16 protein-coding genes are annotated in these 15,924 nt (G+C 63.4%); 7 read left to right on the forward strand and 9 right to left on the reverse strand.

What is annotated here, in order from left to right:
* Positions 1 to 24: 24 nt before the first annotated feature.
* Complete coding sequence (gene urtA, locus ASG84_RS00430; protein WP_057475091.1) at positions 25 to 1,302, reverse strand: urea ABC transporter substrate-binding protein; 1,278 nt, start codon at positions 1,300 to 1,302, stop codon at positions 25 to 27.
* Positions 1,303 to 1,509: 207 nt separating this feature from the next.
* Here urtA and ASG84_RS00435 point away from each other — a divergent pair, with 207 nt between their 5' ends.
* Both ASG84_RS00435 and ASG84_RS00440 read left to right on the forward strand, forming a co-directional pair.
* Complete coding sequence (locus tag ASG84_RS00435) at positions 1,510 to 2,031, forward strand: hypothetical protein (protein ID WP_057475092.1); 522 nt, start codon at positions 1,510 to 1,512, stop codon at positions 2,029 to 2,031.
* A gap of 333 nt (positions 2,032 to 2,364) precedes the next feature.
* Positions 2,365 to 2,691, forward strand: coding sequence for a hypothetical protein (locus tag ASG84_RS00440; protein WP_156399329.1), 327 nt, complete (start codon positions 2,365 to 2,367; stop codon positions 2,689 to 2,691).
* A gap of 9 nt (positions 2,692 to 2,700) precedes the next feature.
* On the opposite strand, the gene ASG84_RS00445 is transcribed toward ASG84_RS00440, so the two are convergent.
* A complete protein-coding gene (locus ASG84_RS00445; RefSeq protein ID WP_057475094.1) occupies positions 2,701 to 3,747 on the reverse strand; it encodes an agmatine deiminase family protein in 1,047 nt (348 codons plus the stop codon).
* Positions 3,744 to 4,730, reverse strand: coding sequence for a nitrilase-related carbon-nitrogen hydrolase (locus tag ASG84_RS00450; protein ID WP_057475095.1), 987 nt, complete (start codon positions 4,728 to 4,730; stop codon positions 3,744 to 3,746). Before ASG84_RS00450 ends, ASG84_RS00445 begins: the two co-directional genes overlap by 4 nt.
* Positions 4,731 to 4,812: 82 nt before the next feature.
* On the opposite strand from ASG84_RS00450, the gene ASG84_RS00455 reads away from it, so the two are divergent.
* From ASG84_RS00455 to ASG84_RS00465, 3 genes are all read left to right on the forward strand, one after another.
* Complete coding sequence (locus ASG84_RS00455) at positions 4,813 to 5,409, forward strand: TetR/AcrR family transcriptional regulator C-terminal domain-containing protein (protein ID WP_057475096.1); 597 nt, start codon at positions 4,813 to 4,815, stop codon at positions 5,407 to 5,409.
* 67 nt (positions 5,410 to 5,476) lie between these two features.
* On the forward strand, positions 5,477 to 5,686 hold the full coding sequence (locus ASG84_RS00460) for a helix-turn-helix transcriptional regulator (protein ID WP_057475097.1): 210 nt from the start codon (positions 5,477 to 5,479) through the stop codon (positions 5,684 to 5,686).
* A 1-nt stretch (position 5,687) separates the two neighbouring features.
* On the forward strand, positions 5,688 to 6,170 hold the full coding sequence (locus ASG84_RS00465; protein WP_057475098.1) for a hypothetical protein: 483 nt from the start codon (positions 5,688 to 5,690) through the stop codon (positions 6,168 to 6,170).
* Positions 6,171 to 6,202: 32 nt separating this feature from the next.
* Here the strand turns inward: ASG84_RS00465 and ASG84_RS00470 are convergent, their stop codons facing one another.
* The 5 genes from ASG84_RS00470 to ASG84_RS00490 form a co-directional block, all read right to left on the reverse strand.
* Positions 6,203 to 7,720: an APC family permease gene (locus ASG84_RS00470; protein ID WP_057475099.1), complete on the reverse strand. Its 1,518-nt coding sequence runs from the start codon at positions 7,718 to 7,720 to the stop codon at positions 6,203 to 6,205.
* Positions 7,713 to 8,567 carry a universal stress protein gene (locus ASG84_RS00475; protein WP_057475100.1) on the reverse strand — a complete coding sequence of 285 codons (855 nt, stop codon included), beginning with the start codon at positions 8,565 to 8,567 and terminating at the stop codon, positions 7,713 to 7,715. The genes ASG84_RS00470 and ASG84_RS00475 overlap by 8 nt, the downstream gene beginning before the upstream one ends.
* A 28-nt stretch (positions 8,568 to 8,595) precedes the next feature.
* On the reverse strand, positions 8,596 to 10,533 hold the full coding sequence (locus ASG84_RS00480) for a primary-amine oxidase (RefSeq protein ID WP_057475101.1): 1,938 nt from the start codon (positions 10,531 to 10,533) through the stop codon (positions 8,596 to 8,598).
* Positions 10,530 to 11,969: a gamma-aminobutyraldehyde dehydrogenase gene (locus ASG84_RS00485; protein ID WP_057475476.1), complete on the reverse strand. Its 1,440-nt coding sequence runs from the start codon at positions 11,967 to 11,969 to the stop codon at positions 10,530 to 10,532. Before ASG84_RS00485 ends, ASG84_RS00480 begins: the two co-directional genes overlap by 4 nt.
* A gap of 98 nt (positions 11,970 to 12,067) precedes the next feature.
* Positions 12,068 to 12,730, reverse strand: coding sequence for a TetR family transcriptional regulator (locus tag ASG84_RS00490; RefSeq protein ID WP_057475102.1), 663 nt, complete (start codon positions 12,728 to 12,730; stop codon positions 12,068 to 12,070).
* Between the two features lie 73 nt (positions 12,731 to 12,803).
* On the opposite strand from ASG84_RS00490, the gene mqo reads away from it, so the two are divergent.
* Positions 12,804 to 14,126, forward strand: coding sequence for a malate dehydrogenase (quinone) (gene mqo, locus ASG84_RS00495; protein ID WP_057475103.1), 1,323 nt, complete (start codon positions 12,804 to 12,806; stop codon positions 14,124 to 14,126).
* 9 nt (positions 14,127 to 14,135) lie between these two features.
* Entirely contained in the window at positions 14,136 to 15,131 is a 996-nt protein-coding gene (locus ASG84_RS00500; protein ID WP_235581473.1) for an MBL fold metallo-hydrolase, read from the forward strand.
* 17 nt (positions 15,132 to 15,148) lie between these two features.
* Here ASG84_RS00500 and ASG84_RS00505 read toward each other — a convergent pair whose 3' ends face one another.
* Entirely contained in the window at positions 15,149 to 15,916 is a 768-nt protein-coding gene (locus ASG84_RS00505) for an LLM class flavin-dependent oxidoreductase (protein ID WP_057475104.1), read from the reverse strand.
* Positions 15,917 to 15,924: the final 8 nt, after the last annotated feature.

The raw sequence follows: 15,924 nt of genomic DNA on the forward strand, positions 1-15,924 counted from the left end.
CGCAAAACGCGCACGAGGGGATGGTCAGTTGAGGTCGGAGGCCCAGTCGTAGGTCTCGAGGAACGGGTCGGGTGCAATCGCTTCGGGGGACTCCCACACCGTGTAGATCAGTCCGTCGGCGCGGATCTCACCGATGCGGGCGGTCTTGGAGATGTGGTGGTTGTCGCCGTCGATGACGACCTCACCCTCGGGAGCGGCGAAGCTGACGCCATCGGCTGCGGCCTGAATGTCGGCCACCGCAAAGGAATCGGCCTTCTCGACGGTGTTCTTCCACAGGTAGACCGAGGTGTAGGCAGCCTCCATGGGATCCGAGGTGGGCTTGTCGGCACCGTACTTCGCCTTGTAGTCGGCGACGAACTTGGTGTTCTCCGGGGAGTCGACGGTCTGGTAGTAGTTCCAGGCTGTCAGCTGGCCCTCGATGTTCGCAGCTCCGATGCCCGCCACCTCCTCCTCGGCGATGGACACCGAGATGACCGGCATGTCAGCAGCTTTGAGGCCGGCGTTGGTGTATTCGCGGAAGAATGCGACGTTCGAGTCGCCGTTGAGGGTGTTGAACACCGCATCGGCATCGGCGGAGCGCACCTTGTTGACGATGGTCGAGAAGTCGGTCGAGCCGAGCGGGGTGTAGTCCTCGCCCTTGATCTCGATGCCGTTGGCCGCGGCGTAGGCCTTGATCTCGCGGTTGGCCGTCTGCGGGAAGACGTAGTCGCTACCGACCAGGTAGAGCGACTTGACGCCCTGTTCCTTCAGGTAGTCCAGGGCCGGAATGATCTGCTGGTTGGTGGTGGCACCGGTGTAGAAGATGTTGTCCGACGCCTCGAGGCCCTCGTACTGCACGGGGTAGTAGAGCAAAGCGTCGTTGTCCTCGAACACGGGCAGCATCGCCTTGCGGCTCGACGAGGTCCAACCGCCGAAAACTGCTGCAACACAATCGCTGCTGATGAGCTTCTCTGCCTTCTCGGCGAACACGGTGGGCTCGGACGCGCCATCCTCGGCGACGACCTCGATCTGCTTGCCGTTGACGCCGCCCGCTGCGTTGATCTGTTCGACGGCCAGTGCGATCGAATCACGCACTGTCACTTCGCTGATCGCCATGGTGCCGGACAGGGAATTGAGCGAGCCCACCTTGATGGTGTCACCAGAGGTGTCCACGCACGAGGTTGTGGCACCGCCGCCGCCCTCGGCGGAGGTGGTGTCGCCGGCCTTGCTGCCGCAGGCGGTGGCGACCAGGCTCAATGCAGCCAGAGCTGCGGGAACGACCATGACGCGCTTGACGGACATGCGCTTCGAGACAGCAGGCATCTACGGCCCTTTCGGAGTTTGTATACAGAGGTGTATTCGCGATTGCGAACAGTAAAGGGAAGTTATTGCGACGGTATGTTCCGCGGTGACGAGTCTGTTTCCCGCGTTACGTCGACGTAAAAGCAGGCCAATGACAATCACCCTTGACATTTTATGACAAGCAGAGTTGACTTTTGCCTAGTCCATAGCCCAAGAGAAAGGTCGATCATGAGTGCATTCGTCACAGCATCCCGATTCATCGGCGACCTCGACGACGAGTTCTACGCCGACGAGCTCCAACGCGACATCTGGAACGAGGCCTCTGCCGTCGGATTTCAGTCCTTGCTGTGGATCGGACTGATCAGTGGCGCGGTGCTGCCGTTCGCGGCGGGTGTCACCGGGGCGTGGATTGCGCTCGGGCTGTTCCTCGTGCTGATGTCCGTGTCCCTGGTGGTATCGGGATACGCCAGGGTGCGAGGGGTCGACATGTACGCCGCGCAGAAACTTCGACGCTCGCGGATAGCGTTCGCCGGACTGCTCTTCTTTCTCGCCGGTGCAGGAGCGGCTCTTCGCCTCCTGGCTCACTACGGCGGCGGCAACCTTCAGTTCTTGTGGATCGGGGCTGCGATCGGTGCGCCGGTGGGGCTCGCCGCTGGAGTGGTGGGTATCAAGAATCGGCGGCGTCAGGTGCGCGAGACCGAGCTTGCCGCCGACAGAGCCGAACTGCTCGGGTTCGACCCAAGCAAATGACCGGCATCATGTGGATTGTCCCAGACCTGGGGTGACACGTCGCAAAGATACGTAAAGGTCTCGGTTTCGATCAGTCCGTTCGCAGATCTGCCGTCCGGGAGGTATGTTCTGTCCGATGACATCACGTTTGTCCGGTGTCAGCGGCTGTTGCAGGGCTGGTCGGGCGCGGGTTCGTAACGTGGTCGAGCGTGCGCCCGATGATAAGAGAGGCTCGGTTCGAGGCCGATGACGATGTGCACTACCAATCCGCCCTTCGTCGCGCCACGAAGTACCAACGAGACCACGTCGGACGTTCACCTCACGGTGGAGCACGCTAACAGGGAAGTCGAGGCCGTGCGCAGAGACAAGAGCTACCTCAGACTCGTTGGATCGAGCACGCCGCAGCCCACCATCGAGGTTCACGGCGGACCCAAGACCATCACCGTTCACGTCGACAACGTCCTGCCGGGACAGATGTGCGAGATTCTGCACAACGGCATGCTGTCGTTGAGCCACCGCGTCACCGTCGGTGAGAACATCTCGAGCATCGACATCGTCACATTCGCCCTCAAGCCGGGCGAGTACAACGTGTCACTGCGTCTCGATGGACGCTTGGACTGCGTGACCGAGGCGCAGCCCGCCGTCGTCGGCGAGCAGTTGGAAGTTCGACGCAGCTCGTAAGCCCGGCTGTCAGCCGAGGTCGCGCACCGATGGCTGGTGCTGGGTGATGCAGTGGATGCCACCGCCTCTCTCGAACAGCGGCCGCGCGTCCACGCTCACCACCTTTCTCCCTGGATAGGCGTCGCGCAGGATCGCCACCGCCTCGCTGTCGGCCGGATCGTCGTAGCTGCAGGCAATCACGCCGCCGTTGACGACGAGATGATTGATGTAGCTGTAGTCGACGAATCCGTCCGAATCCCGCAACGTCTGCGGAGCCGGCACCTCGACGATGTTCCAGTCTTCGCCCGAGCCACTGTGTGTGGCGCGCAAGGTATCGATGATCAGTGCGCTGACCGCGTGATCAGGGTGAGCCTGGTCTCGTTGACTGTGCACCAGAACCGTTCCCGGTGACGGAATGGCTGCAACGATGTCGACGTGGCCGCGAGTGCCGAACCGCATGGAATCACGCGTCAGCCCGCGTGGCAGCCAGATGACGTGCTGCGCACCGATGGTCCGCGCCAGCTCGGCCTCGATATGTGCTTTCGTCAGGCTCGGATTACGACCGGGATCGAGTTGCACGGTTTCGGTGACCAGAACCGTGCCTGCGCCGTCGACCGCAATGCCGCCGCCCTCGTTGACCATGGGAGAGGTAATCCGCTGCACCGCAGCCTGATCGGCGACGAACTCGCCGATGCGGCAATCCTTGTCCCACTGCGCCCAGTCCTGTGCGCCCCAGCCGTTGAAGATCCAGTCGACGGCAGCAACCGAACCGTCATCCAAATGAACGAATGTCGGGCCGATGTCGCGCATCCACGCATCGTTCAGCGGTGCCTCGACGATGTCGATATCGCGAGAAAGGTAGGTCGCGGCCACCGCACGCTCGGCCGGATCGACGACAACGGTCACCGGCTCGAACTCCGCTACCGCGTGCGCGACGGCCGCCCAGGTGGAGCGGGCCTCGTGCTTGGCCGCCGGGTCGTCGCCGAGGGAGTAGCCCTCGCACGGGAACGCCATCCAGACCTTGTCCTGCGGTGCCGTCTCGGACGGCATGATGTATTGCGTTGCTGCCGTAGTCATTTGATCACCGGCGTCGCAGCGTGTCCGTCGCCGTAGGGGGCGTCCGAGCGTACCGGCTCGGTCAGGCGCGAGTAGGTGTCCGGTCTACGAGTGAGCAGAAACGGGAAGAGCTCCAACCATTCTCGCCGCTGATCGAGATCGAGATCTGCGACGAGCACAGCTGGTTCGTCGCGCGGTGCCTGAACCAGGATGCGGCCGTAAGGATCCGAGATGAACGACGACCCGTAGAACGTGATCTCGCCCTCGTCGCCGCACCGGTTGGGCACCACCATGAACAGGCCGTTGGAAATTCCGTGTCCAACGATCACGTGCTGCCACAGCGGCTGGGTGTCGAATGCCGGGAACGACGGCTCGGACCCGATGGCCGTCGGATACGCGAGTATCTCTGCGCCACCGAGTGCATAGCTACGCGCGACCTCGGGAAACCACTCGTCCCAGCAGGTGGGTAGACCCACTCGGGCACCGCCGAGTTGCTCCGGTGAATAGACGGGGTACGGGTCCTCGGCCGGGCCGGGGCGGAAGTAGGTGTCCTCGTAATAGCCGGCCGAGATGGGGATGTGCAGCTTGCGGGTTCTGGCCAGCAGTTCGCCGGAGGCGGAGACCATGATGGAGGTGTTGAAGCCCAATCCGTCTGCCGCCTCGGACTTCTCGTACAGCGAGGCATGGACCACGATGCCGTTGGCGGCGGCGGCCTCGGCGGCCAGGCCGAAGGTGGGCCCGGTCAGCAGATCCTCGGCCGCGCTGCCGGGATCTGCGCCTGCGGGGGTGTCGGCCGGGTAGCGCAGCAGAGTGATCTCGGGCAGGAAGACGACCTGTGCCCCGAGGCCGGCGGCTGTGGAAATAGCCTCTAGCAGTTCTCTTTTCGATGCTGCGGGGTCCGGATTCCAGCGATGTTGCACCAGGCCGACCCGCAGTGGCGGCCGATCGGTCGGGGTGGTCCGAATCGGTGCCTCGGGAGGCGTGAGATTGGTGATGGTCAGCATGCCGGTCTCCTGTTAAAACGAATGTGATTCGTTAAGTATCGTTGATGTCTGCCTCGAACGCAACGGATACGGGAGAATTGCTGTGGGAAGACCGTCGGCACCGCTTCTCGACGTCGATCGCATCACGACGGCAGCCCTGGCTCTCGTCGAGGAGTCGGGCGGATTCACCATGCCTCAGCTGGCCAAGAAGCTGAAAGTCAGCCCGTCCTCGCTCTACAACCACGTGTCCGGACGCGACGAGATCATCGAGTTGCTGCGGGGTCGCGCGATGTCCGAGGTAGAGATGCCGGAGGCTGGTATGCCGTGGCGCGAGGCGCTCGCCTGGATCGCGCGCGGGTATCGAAACAGTTACGGGCGCTACCCACGACTGATTCCCTTGCTGACGGCTCAGGCCGTGAACAGCAGCGCTGCGTTCGGGATGTACAACACGTTGGCGCGGGTGCTGGCAGAAGCCGGCTTCGAGCCTGCCGACGTGCTCCGCATCATCACCGTGCTCGACAGTTACGTGCTCGGTTCGGCCCTGGATCTGGCGGCTCCCGAGGCGCCGTGGCGCAGCGGCCGCGACGTGGAACCGGAACTGAAAGCTGCGCTGGACGCCGCGGGAGATCTGCGCGAGCGATCCGAGGATGCCTTCGAGTTCGGGCTGCAGGCGCTCCTGAGGGGGCTCGATCCGCGGTAGCGACGCCGCGCCATTGCTTGTGACAAGAAGGCTTGACATTTTCTGACAAGTCAGCTTGACTTTTGTTATGAACAACGCGCTGAGGACCAACGCGGTGCGTGAACACCGGAAAGCGGCGCGGCTGACCCAGGCGGAGCTCGGAAAGGCCTGCGGAGTGTCCAGGCAGAGCATCGTCTCCGTCGAAGGCGGCGACTACGCACCGAGCGTCTACCTGGCACTGAAGCTGGCCGCGGCGTTGGACACCACTGTCGAGACATTGTTCGGAAACGAGGAGTGACATGAGTGCATTCATCAAGACCATGCGAATCATCGGCGATCTGGACGACGAGTTCTACGACGACGAACGCCAGCGGGACGTGTGGAACGAGGCCTCCGCCATCGGTTTTCAGCTGTTCCTCTGGGCTGCGCTCATCGGCGGTGCAATTCTGCCCTGGGCGGCGAACACGACCGGAGCGTGGATAGCGCTGGGCATTCTCGTCGTCTTCACGCTCATCAGCTGTGCAACGATCGGCTATTCGGCGGTCCGCGGAGTGAACATCTACACCGCAGCAAAGGCCGGGCGGCTCCGAGGGATCATCGTCGGTGTGATCGCAGCAGCCGGCTACGTCGGAGTCCTCGTCAGGCTGCAGCCTGATGTCTACTCGCAGGTGAGCTCGTGGGCAGGCGCTGTCGTGGGCGCCGTGATCGGGGGCGGCGTTGTTGCACTGATCATCCGGCAGATGCGCAAGCGCGACGCGCGCTTCGAGGCGGAGGAGATCTGAGAGGCGCGGCAGCTCTGAACAATGGCTCCGAGTCAGTCCTCCACGATCAGCGACGGAGTGTCGCGGCGGAGAATGTCGCCCTTGAAGAACTCCGGCTTGCGTAGCGCCACCACCAACATGATGACGATGCCGAGAAGGATGATCCCCACGCCGATGAGGAAGACCATTCCGATGCCGAACAACGATGAGCCGCTGCCGAACTCGGGATCCCACGCATCGACCGAGGTCTGTACGAACACCACAGCCATCCCGACCCCGCCGAGGAGCGGCGCGAGGAACTTGAAGAACACGTTGCGCGTGCTGGTGAACAATTCCTCTCGGAAGTACCAGACGCAGGCGAAGGCCGTGATGCCGTAATAGAAACAGATCATCAGGCCGAGTGCGGCGATGGTATCGGTGAGTACGTTGTCGCTCACCACTCGCATCACAGCGTAGAAGCCGGCCGATGCGCCACCCGCCACCAGCGTCGCGAATCCTGGAGTACTGAATCGCGGTGTGATGGAAGCGAACCGCTTCGGCAGTGCCTGATAGTGACCCATCGCCAGCAGAGTGCGCGCCGGTGAGATGAACGTGGCCTGCAACGAACTGGCCGAGCTACTGAGTACCGCGAGCGAGAGCAGAACCGCGAACGGTCCCATCACCGGCCCGGCGAGAGCCGCGAACACGTTGTCGGTGGTGTCCGGATTCTGCAGTCCGTTTCCGGTCTCTCCGGTGCCGGCGAACAGCAGGGTGGCGACCGCGGTGAGCAAATACAACACGATGATGAAGAACACGGTCACCAGAGCTGCACGGCCGGGAATCTTTGCGCTACCGGCCGTTTCCTCGTTGACCGTCAGACAGACGTCCCAGCCCCAGTACATGAAGATCGACAACGACAGGCCGGCAGTGAATGCCGAGAAGCTGGGAATGCCGAACGGGTCGAACCAATCCAGGCCGAACGAGATGTCGTCGGCCCCGTCGCCCGCCCCGATCTTGACGAAGGCGGCGACGATGAACCACGCCATCACCAGCAACTGGAAACCGAGCATCGTGTACTGAACGCGCTTGGTCTCCTGCATGCCGCGGTAGCACAGCCACGCGGACAGAGCCATGAACACCAGACACGTGACGATGTTGACGAGCTTGTTGCCGGTGAGGTCGGCCACCGAATCGTTGCTGGTGACCTGCGCGAGAAAGAGGTAGAAGAAGTCGACGGCCACCCCGGCCAGGTTCGAGAGCACGATGATGGTGGCCGCGATCAGACCCCACCCGCCCATCCAGCCGACGTAGGGGCCGAAGGCCTTGGACGCCCACGTGAAGGACGTACCGCTGTCGGGTTCGGCCGCGTTGAGCTCTCGATAGCCCAACGCCACCAACAACATCGGGATGAAGCCGACGATGAAGATCGCCGGAAGGTGCACCCCGACCTCGGTGACCGTCGGGCCGAGCGATGCCGTCAGCGCGTATGCGGGTGCGATGGTCGAAATACCCAGCACGACACTGGCGAGCAGCCCGAGCTGGCCCGCGGACAGGCCCTTGGACTCGACATCCACTACCTTGTGCTCATTCATCGCCGGCCTCTCTCGGAACAACGATCATCGGAACAGGAACGACCCGCAGCATCTTGGCGGCAACCGATCCCAGAAAGAGCCGGTGAGGCTGCGCGAGTCGAGACGAGCCCACCATCAACACGTCGCCGTCGTGCCAGTCGAGCGAAGAAGCGGCCTTCTCGATACCGGAGCCCTCCGCCACCATCGACTGCACGTCCGACCCCGCGGGCAATTCCGCTTGCACGGTGCGCAGGAGATCCTCGGCCTTGGCGAGTCCGCCTGGCCCCCGTACCGATTGCTCGTCTGCGGAAACGAGGGACAGCAAGCGCAGCGGCAGCTCGGCGGTGGCAGACAGGTCGGTTGCTGCCTCGACGAGTTCCGCTGCACCCGGCCTGTTTCCGATGGCGCAGGTGATCTCCCGGACGCGCTGCGGCGGAGAATGCCGATATCCCCGCGGAGCCAGCGCGAGCGGCACGTGCGCTACGTGCAGCAGATCGCTGGTGACGGTACCGATCGAATGGCGTCCGAGCAGACCGTCACCGGCCGCCCCGACGACGATCATGTACGCATCGAATTCTCGGACTGCGTCGAGCAGACCCTGCGCGAAGGACTCGTCGAACAGCAGGTGAGTACGAGCCCCGACGTCCTCGGGCACCAATTTCAGTGCCTCGTCCAGCCAGCTCGTGGCCTGGTCGATCAAGATGTCGTCGTAGGCCGCCTCGACCGGAGCCTTGGACGGCACCGGACGCTCCTGCGGCAGCACCAGGCAGATGTCCAGCGATGCCTGCAAAGAACGCGCGAGCGTTGCCCCCAGGGCTATTCCGTCCGCTCCACTCGATGTTGCCTGGTACCCCACGATCAGACGCATGGGCGGACCTTCCCTGAGGTTGGGCGAGCTAATGGCAGGTGCTACCGGGATCGGTATGGCACGACTTCGGCTCCGACGCCACAACGTCGAGAGAGGGATTGCGATCGAAGAATCCGAACGGTTTGAGCCAGAACGAGACGGTGTCCGCGGGCATCACCGGCCAGTCCTCCGGCCGGGTGATGTGGTGGATACCGAAGGTGTACCAGACGACGACATCGGTGTTCTCGATGCTTCGATCCTTTTCGGTCCACTCCGGCAGGCCGTGGTCGATCCCGCTCTGGTTGACGAATTCACCACTGGGCCAACGCTCGTCGGGTGAGTTGGGGGTAACCCACACGGTATGTCCGATCACCTGGGCGCGCTGGAAGATCGGCGACGCAGGATCGAACATCGACGGAATTGCCGCTCCCGGCACCAACTTGTAGGCGGGACGAGTGCCGAGACCGTTGGTGACGTTGTCGTTGACGACCTTCCACGCCTTCTGGGTGTTCCAGTCGTAATCCTGCTTGCCCTCCGACTCGGTGGTCAGGGGAGTGTTGACCTGAGTGAGGGCGAGGCCGTACGGATTGTCGGGACCCATCGGAACCCGTTGCGTCTCACTGGAATACACGGTGTTCTCGGTGCCGTCGATGTCCAGATCGAGCCGGGCGACGAGAAAGTGCTGGTGATACGGCGCGTACGTACGGTTGTCGACCAGCGTGCCCGACGGATGCGTGCCACCTTCGTCGAAGTGAGTGACGACCATGATGCCGGTCGCGCGCACCTCGCACTCGATGTTGCCGTCCTGGTAGAACCGCCAGTAGACGAGGTACTCGTAGTTGGCGACCGTTGCGTGGAAGCTGACCGTGAGGCGACGCATGCGGCGCACCTCGGCTCCGGCATCGTGATCGACGTGCTTCCACAGCACGGCGTTGTCTTCCTCGTGGATACAGATCGCGTTGGTGATCGTGTACGGCTCGCCCTTGCTGTTGTGCAGTACCGCGTCGAGGTAGCGGATCTCGCCGAGGCAGTCGCAGCCGAGCTCGAGCGAGGTGGTCATGAAACCGAGACCCCACTCGCCGATGTCGAACGCGGTACGCCGATAGTGATCCTCGGTGTGATCGCGATACGGAACGACCATCTCCGCGAACGACATTCGATTCGCAACGGAGCGAACATTTCCGTTGTCGTTGTAGCTGATGGCGTGCAGCGTCATGCCCTCGCGGTAGTTGAACCCGACGCGCAGCGACCAGTTCTGCCACGTCAGCTTGTTGCCGTCGAGCTCGAACGACGGGCCGTCGGATTGAGTGATCTCGAGGGGCTTCAGCGGCGGACGGGTGCTCGCGTTCCTGATTCGCTCCGGAATGTGGCGTGGGACGTACTCACCCATGATCTCCGGCCGCTCGACGCGATACGTGTCCTCGATCTCGAGTAATTCCATCGTGTTCACGTCGATGACGCAGTGGAACCCGCCGACCGGACCGGCGTAGGGATTGGCACCCTCCGCGGCCTTGACCCACGTATCGGACCAGCCGAGGCGTCGACCCTTGTACTTCTCGGGCGTCACCGCCTCGCCGTAGGTCCAGGTGTCCATGAACACCAGATCCAGATCGGTGATACCTCGATCGGCAAGGGCGGCAATCACATCGGGGTGGGCACGCAAGGCCGCGTCGGCCTCCTCCCACTCGTCGACGGTGAAGTTGGGTTGCACGTCCGGAATGTTCGTCCACGATTCGGTGGTGCGATCGTCCAGTGACACCACGGCCTTGAAGGTGCTGTTCTCGGCGCGGTTCAACACCACCGAGACTGCTCGACGGGCAGGTACGGTCCCGTCCGCGTCGAACGCGGCGATTTCGGGCTTGGACGGTTCGATCATCTCGATGGAGGCGTAGCGCCAACCGTCGCCGACGCCGTGATCGCGGCCGAGAACCTCGGCTACGGCGGCGAATTCGTCGCTGGACAGTGGGTCGAGGGGATGAGAAGTCATGCGATGGTCTCCGTCGAGCTCATGACGTGCTTGATTCGGGTGTAGTCCTCGACGCCGTACGCCGAGAGGTCCTTGCCGTAACCGGAGTACTTGAATCCGCCGTGCGGCATTTCCGCGACCAACGGGATGTGGCAGTTGACCCAGACGGCACCGAAGTCGAGAGCTGCCGAGACCCGAAGTGTGCGTGCGTGATCGGATGTCCACACGCTCGATGCAAGACCGAAGTCGACGTCGTTGGCGAGCGCGATCGCCTCGGCCTCGTCGGAGAACTTCTGGACCGTGAGAACCGGCCCGAACGTTTCCTCCTGCACGATGGGATCGGACTGCTGCACGCCCGTGATGATCGTGGGCTCGAAGAAGAAACCCTTGTCGCCGATGCGCTTGCCGCCGGTGACGATGGTGGCATGGGCACCGATCCCGTCGACCTTGGCGCTCACCTGCCCGAAGTGGTTGATGTTGTTGAGTGGTCCGAGGAAAGTGTCGGGATCGTCGGGGAGGCCGACTTTTAGCGTTTTCGCCTTGGCGACAAGCGCATCGACGAGGGTGTCGTGGACCGACTCGTGTACCAGGACGCGGGTGACGGCGGTGCAGTCCTGACCGGCATTGAAGAACGCGGCCTCGGCGATACCGTCGGCGGCCTTGGCAATGTCGACGTCGTCGAAGACGATTGCCGGTGCCTTGCCACCGAGTTCGAGGTGCGCGCGCTTGAGTTGCTTGGCGGCGGCCACTGCCACCGCGATGCCGGCGCGTACGGATCCGGTGATCGACACCAGGCCTGGAGTCTTGTGCTCGACGATCGCGGCACCGGTGCCGCCGTTGCCGAGGACAACGTTGAGTACGCCGTCGGGAACGATGCCCTTGGACAGCTTCGCCAACACCAGCGTGCTTTCGGGAGTGGTGTCACTGGGCTTGAGCACGATCGTGTTGCCGGCGGCCAAGGCGGGCCCGATCTTCCAGATCGCCATCATGAACGGGTAGTTCCACGGGGTCACCTGGCCGACGACTCCGATCGGTTCGCGGCGCACGTAAGAAGTGAAGCCGTCCATGTACTCGCCCGCGGACTTACCCTCGAGCATCCGGGCGGCACCGGCGAAGAATCGAATCTGATCCGCCCCGACCGTGACTTCCTCGGCGGCGATGGTGGCCTTGGGCTGACCGGTGTTGCGGCTCTGCGCCTCGACGATCTCGTCGCTGTGCGCCTCGATGGCGTCGGCGAGCTTCAGCAGCACCTTCTGCCGCTCACTCGGCGTCGTCTTGCCCCAGGTCTCGAATGCGCTGGCGGCGGCCGACATTGCGGCTTCGACGTCGGCCGCATCGGAGATGGGGGAGTGGGCGACGACCGTCTCGTCCACCGGGCTGATCACATCGAGCATCTCGGTGCCCGAGGGCGTCACGAACGCCCCGTCGATGTAGTTCTGCAGGACAGGCACCGTCATCACTGAACCCCTAGCGTCGACTGTTTTCGGTTCTGCAAAGCGTGCACCCACGGACGACAGTTCGCCACCTGACGACATGTCCAGCGTGTCGCGATCGATCAGGACGAAACGTCAGGGGTGTCGGCGAGTGCTCTGACGCCGGCGATATACGTGTCGAGCCCGAGCTTCTCGAATGCCGGACGGGAGGTTGGATCGCCGAGGTGTTCGGCCGACGCCAGAATGTTCGGGAATCTGACGGGATCGAGTGATTCCATCGTCGAGGCCACCTCCCGCTCGACGTGTGCCCGACGCTCGGGCTCGACCTCGACACCGGTGAACAAGGGCTCGGTGACGAGCGAGATGGCGACCCGGACGCCGTGGCGGGCCAGATGGGTGGCGTCGGGAAGGGAGAAACCGGCCTCGCCGAGAGCCTTCAACGCCAACTCCATGGCCTCTCTGCTGTTGGGGGAAAACAACATTCGAGGAACAACTATGTCGGCTGCGCCCGGGTGGGCTCGCAAGGCCTGCATGAAGTCTGCGAGCACGGTGCGTAGCTGCTGCCACCACGGGGCGGTGGGATCAAAGGTGAGTTCGAGGTCCTGGCAGACGCGGTCACCCATGGCATCGAGCAGCTCGTCCTTGTTCTTCACATGCCAGTAGATCGCCATCGGTGAGACGCCGAGTTCGGTGGCGATCTTGCGGATGGTGAGCGAGTCCAGGCCATGGCGATATGCGACGTCGAGAGCGGCGTCGACGACCGCAGTCCTGCTCAGGCGTGGCATCGGCAGAACTATACAGGTGTACGAGTCGGTGCTAGCGTGACTCGTACTTAGTACGAGAAAGTGGGGGCGGACGGTGGACGACGTCATTCTTGTGGGCGGCGGAATCATGAGCGCAACACTCGGGACGCTGCTGCAGAAATTGGAACCGACCTGGTCGATTCGGGTGCTCGAGCGCCTTCCTCGGGTGGCGGCGGAAGCAACCGATGGGTGGAACAACGCCGGAACCGGGCATGCCGGTCTGTGCGAAACCAACTACACAACAATGCGATCCGACGGTTCTGTCGACATCGACCGGGCAGTGGGTATCGCCGAGCAGTTCACAACGACCCGGCGTTTCTGGTCGGCGTTGCCCCAGGCCGAGTTCGTACGTCCTGTGCCGCACATGACTCTCGTCCAGGGTTCCGGCAACGTCGAATTCCTCCGCGCAAGGCATCGTGCGCTGCGAACGCACCCGTTGTTCGAGGCGATGGAGTACACCGAAGACGCTGCAGTCCTGCAGCAATGGTCACCGCTGGTGGCCGAGGGCCGCACCGGTAGCTGGGCTGCGACCCGAGACGTAACGGGTACCGACGTCGACTTCGGCGCAGCGACGCGACAGATGTTCGACGCCATGACAATGGCAGGGGCAAGCGTGGAAACCGGACGGGAAGTACGTGACCTTTCGCAGAATCGAGATGGATCTTGGCGACTCGACGTTCGAGGTGGTCGACCGGTGGAGCGCGCCCGATTCGTGTTCCTCGGTGCCGGGGGTTGGGCCCTGAAGTTACTGCGCAGAGCCGGAATTCCCGATGCGCACGGCTTCGGGCTGTTGCCGATCAGTGGGCAATTTCTGCGCTGCGACCGGAGCGAGGTGGTCGATCGCCACAACGCCAAGGTGTATGGGACGCCGCCCATCGGCGCGCCACCGATGTCGGTTCCGCATCTGGACACTCGCATAGTCGACGGGCAGCGCTCCATTCTTTTCGGCCCGTACGCAGGAGCGAATCCCAAATTCCTGAAACACGGATCGCTGCTGGACCTTCCGCGTTCGATCAGCCGAGACAATGTTGGATCGCTGGTGTCGATGGCCCGGGCCAACACGCCATTGATCAGGCTGCTGCTCTCCGAGTTGACCGCCACCCGAGCGAAGAAAATTGCCGCACTACGTGAGTTCGCGCCGAGTGCCGATTCGGAAGACTGGTCGATCGTCAGTGCCGGTCAGCGTGCCCAGATCGTCAAGAACGGCGAACTGCGGTTCGGCACCGAAGTGGTTGTCTCACAGGACGGCAGCATCGCATCCGTCCTCGGTGCATCCCCTGGGGCATCGACGGCCGTGCCGATCATGATCGAGGTACTGAACAGATGCTTCCCGGAGCGAAGATGGGACTCGCGCGTGCACGAGTTGCTCACCGGCTAGCCTGGGGCAGTGACGGACACAGAGGTTGGATACCGGCAGATCGCCGACGGGACCTGGGCTTTCATGCGGCCGCCGGGCAGTTGGGGACAGACCAACACCGGACTCATCGTGGCGCCCGGCTCCGCGTCGATGCTGATCGACACCGTCTGGGACACGAATTGGGCAGCGCGCGTGGCCGCCGATACGGCAGACCTGGTCGCAGACGCGCCGATCACCGAAGTGCTCAACACCCACTCCGACGGCGATCATTGGTGGGGAAACGACTCGGTTCCCGCCTCTGCGCGCATCACCACCAGCGCCGCGTCGCTGCACGCCATGAAGGAGGAGACACCACCGAAAGGGGTGGACGCGTTCGCGTCCTTCGGCGGCAAGGTCGGGTGGGTGCCAGGACCGCTCGGAGCAATGGGCTCGTACATGAACCGAGTTCGAGGGGGTGCCACCTTCCCCAGCGCACTGCCGCGGCTACCCGACCACACCTTCGAAACCATCGAAACAATCGACGTCGCAAGCCGATCCGTCCATCTGAGCTATCTGGGACCAGCGCACACCGAGGGCGACCTCATCGCTCATCTGCCCGACGTCGGCGTCGTGTTCGCCGGTGACCTGTTGTTCATCGACGCCACTCCGGTGCTCTGGCACGGGCCTCTGCAGAACTGGATCGATGCCCTCGACCACCTTCTCGAACTCGATGCAGACGTCTACGTTCCCGGCCACGGACCTCTGTGCGGCACCGCGGAGATTCGCGCTGTTCGCCATTACTGGAGCTGGGTGGCGGAAGCGGGGCGGAGCTGCTTCGACGCCGGGCTCGGATCGACCGAGGCCGCCCTGAACCTATTGAAATCACGCGAATTCGGGCAGTACGCCCACTGGGACTCACCGGAACGACTCATCCTCAGCATGAGTACCCTCTACCGCCTGTGGCGAGGTGAGCCGCCCGCGCCACCCACGCTGACGCGTCGAGCACGGGCGTTCGCGGATGCGGGTCGGTTCTTGCGCGAGCAGTAGGTGTGCTCACTGCGAGTTCAGCGTCGATACGAGCCGAATCGGGCCGTCGCAGACGCCGCCTGTGCGAACAACGAGGTCGGATCGGCCGCGTCCGCAGAGGGTTCGAGCACCACGGTGGTGGCTCCTGCGTCGAGCCAGCGTTGGATGTCGACCGGATCGGATCCGGCCGACACATAGACGATCACGTCGTGTTCGGGCCCACCGTCGATGTGCTCGATGGCCGAGCGAAGCTGCTCCGGTGATGTCTCGCTCGTCAGGATCGTTCCCACACTGCAGCGGCCGCTCAGGGCGAGGGTCTTCGGCCCGGTCGCACCGACGAGGAGCGGCGGTGGTTGCAGCGGCGGCCAATTCAACTTCACCTCGTCGAGCGAGACGTAACGGCCCTGCACGGTAACCGTTTCGCTTGCAAGCAGACTGGTCAGCGCAGCCATCTGTTCGCTCAGCAACGTCAGCGGCGACTGCACTCGCGCACCGATCTGAGCCATCCACGACTGAACGCCGTGACCGAGTCCCACCCGAAGCCGCCCCGGATGAACCCGGGCAATGGTGGCAATCTCCATGGCCGTCGACGCCACGTTCCGCATCGGAGTGGGCAATACCCCGATGCCGACGTTCACGCGATCGGTGCTCGCGAGAATCATTGCAGCAGTGGACAGTCCACCGGAGAAGAAGCAGTCTTCCCACAGCCACACCTCGTCGACGCCTGCGGCGTCGGCCGCGCGCGCCGCTTCGACGATTGCCTCCGGGGCGAGTTCGGGCCTGAGTACAACACCGATTCGCGTCATTGCAATTC

It is taken from the genome of Rhodococcus sp. Leaf278 (genome assembly GCF_001426085.1).
GTDB lineage: Bacteria > Actinomycetota > Actinomycetes > Mycobacteriales > Mycobacteriaceae > Rhodococcoides.

Excerpts from the sequence above, each read along its gene's own strand:
- urtA (WP_057475091.1), bottom strand. The coding sequence starts at position 1,302 with ATGCCTGCTGTCTCGAAGCGCATGTCCGTCAAGCGCGTCATGGTCGTT.
- ASG84_RS00435 (WP_057475092.1), top strand. The coding sequence starts at position 1,510 with ATGAGTGCATTCGTCACAGCATCCCGATTCATCGGCGACCTCGACGAC.
- ASG84_RS00445 (WP_057475094.1), bottom strand. The coding sequence starts at position 3,747 with ATGACTACGGCAGCAACGCAATACATCATGCCGTCCGAGACGGCACCG.
- ASG84_RS00450 (WP_057475095.1), bottom strand. The coding sequence starts at position 4,730 with ATGCTGACCATCACCAATCTCACGCCTCCCGAGGCACCGATTCGGACC.
- ASG84_RS00460 (WP_057475097.1), top strand. The coding sequence starts at position 5,477 with ATGAACAACGCGCTGAGGACCAACGCGGTGCGTGAACACCGGAAAGCG.
- ASG84_RS00465 (WP_057475098.1), top strand. The coding sequence starts at position 5,688 with ATGAGTGCATTCATCAAGACCATGCGAATCATCGGCGATCTGGACGAC.
- ASG84_RS00470 (WP_057475099.1), bottom strand. The coding sequence starts at position 7,720 with ATGAATGAGCACAAGGTAGTGGATGTCGAGTCCAAGGGCCTGTCCGCG.
- ASG84_RS00475 (WP_057475100.1), bottom strand. The coding sequence starts at position 8,567 with ATGCGTCTGATCGTGGGGTACCAGGCAACATCGAGTGGAGCGGACGGA.
- ASG84_RS00480 (WP_057475101.1), bottom strand. The coding sequence starts at position 10,533 with ATGACTTCTCATCCCCTCGACCCACTGTCCAGCGACGAATTCGCCGCC.
- ASG84_RS00485 (WP_057475476.1), bottom strand. The coding sequence starts at position 11,969 with ATGACGGTGCCTGTCCTGCAGAACTACATCGACGGGGCGTTCGTGACG.
- ASG84_RS00490 (WP_057475102.1), bottom strand. The coding sequence starts at position 12,730 with ATGCCACGCCTGAGCAGGACTGCGGTCGTCGACGCCGCTCTCGACGTC.
- ASG84_RS00505 (WP_057475104.1), bottom strand. The coding sequence starts at position 15,916 with ATGACGCGAATCGGTGTTGTACTCAGGCCCGAACTCGCCCCGGAGGCA.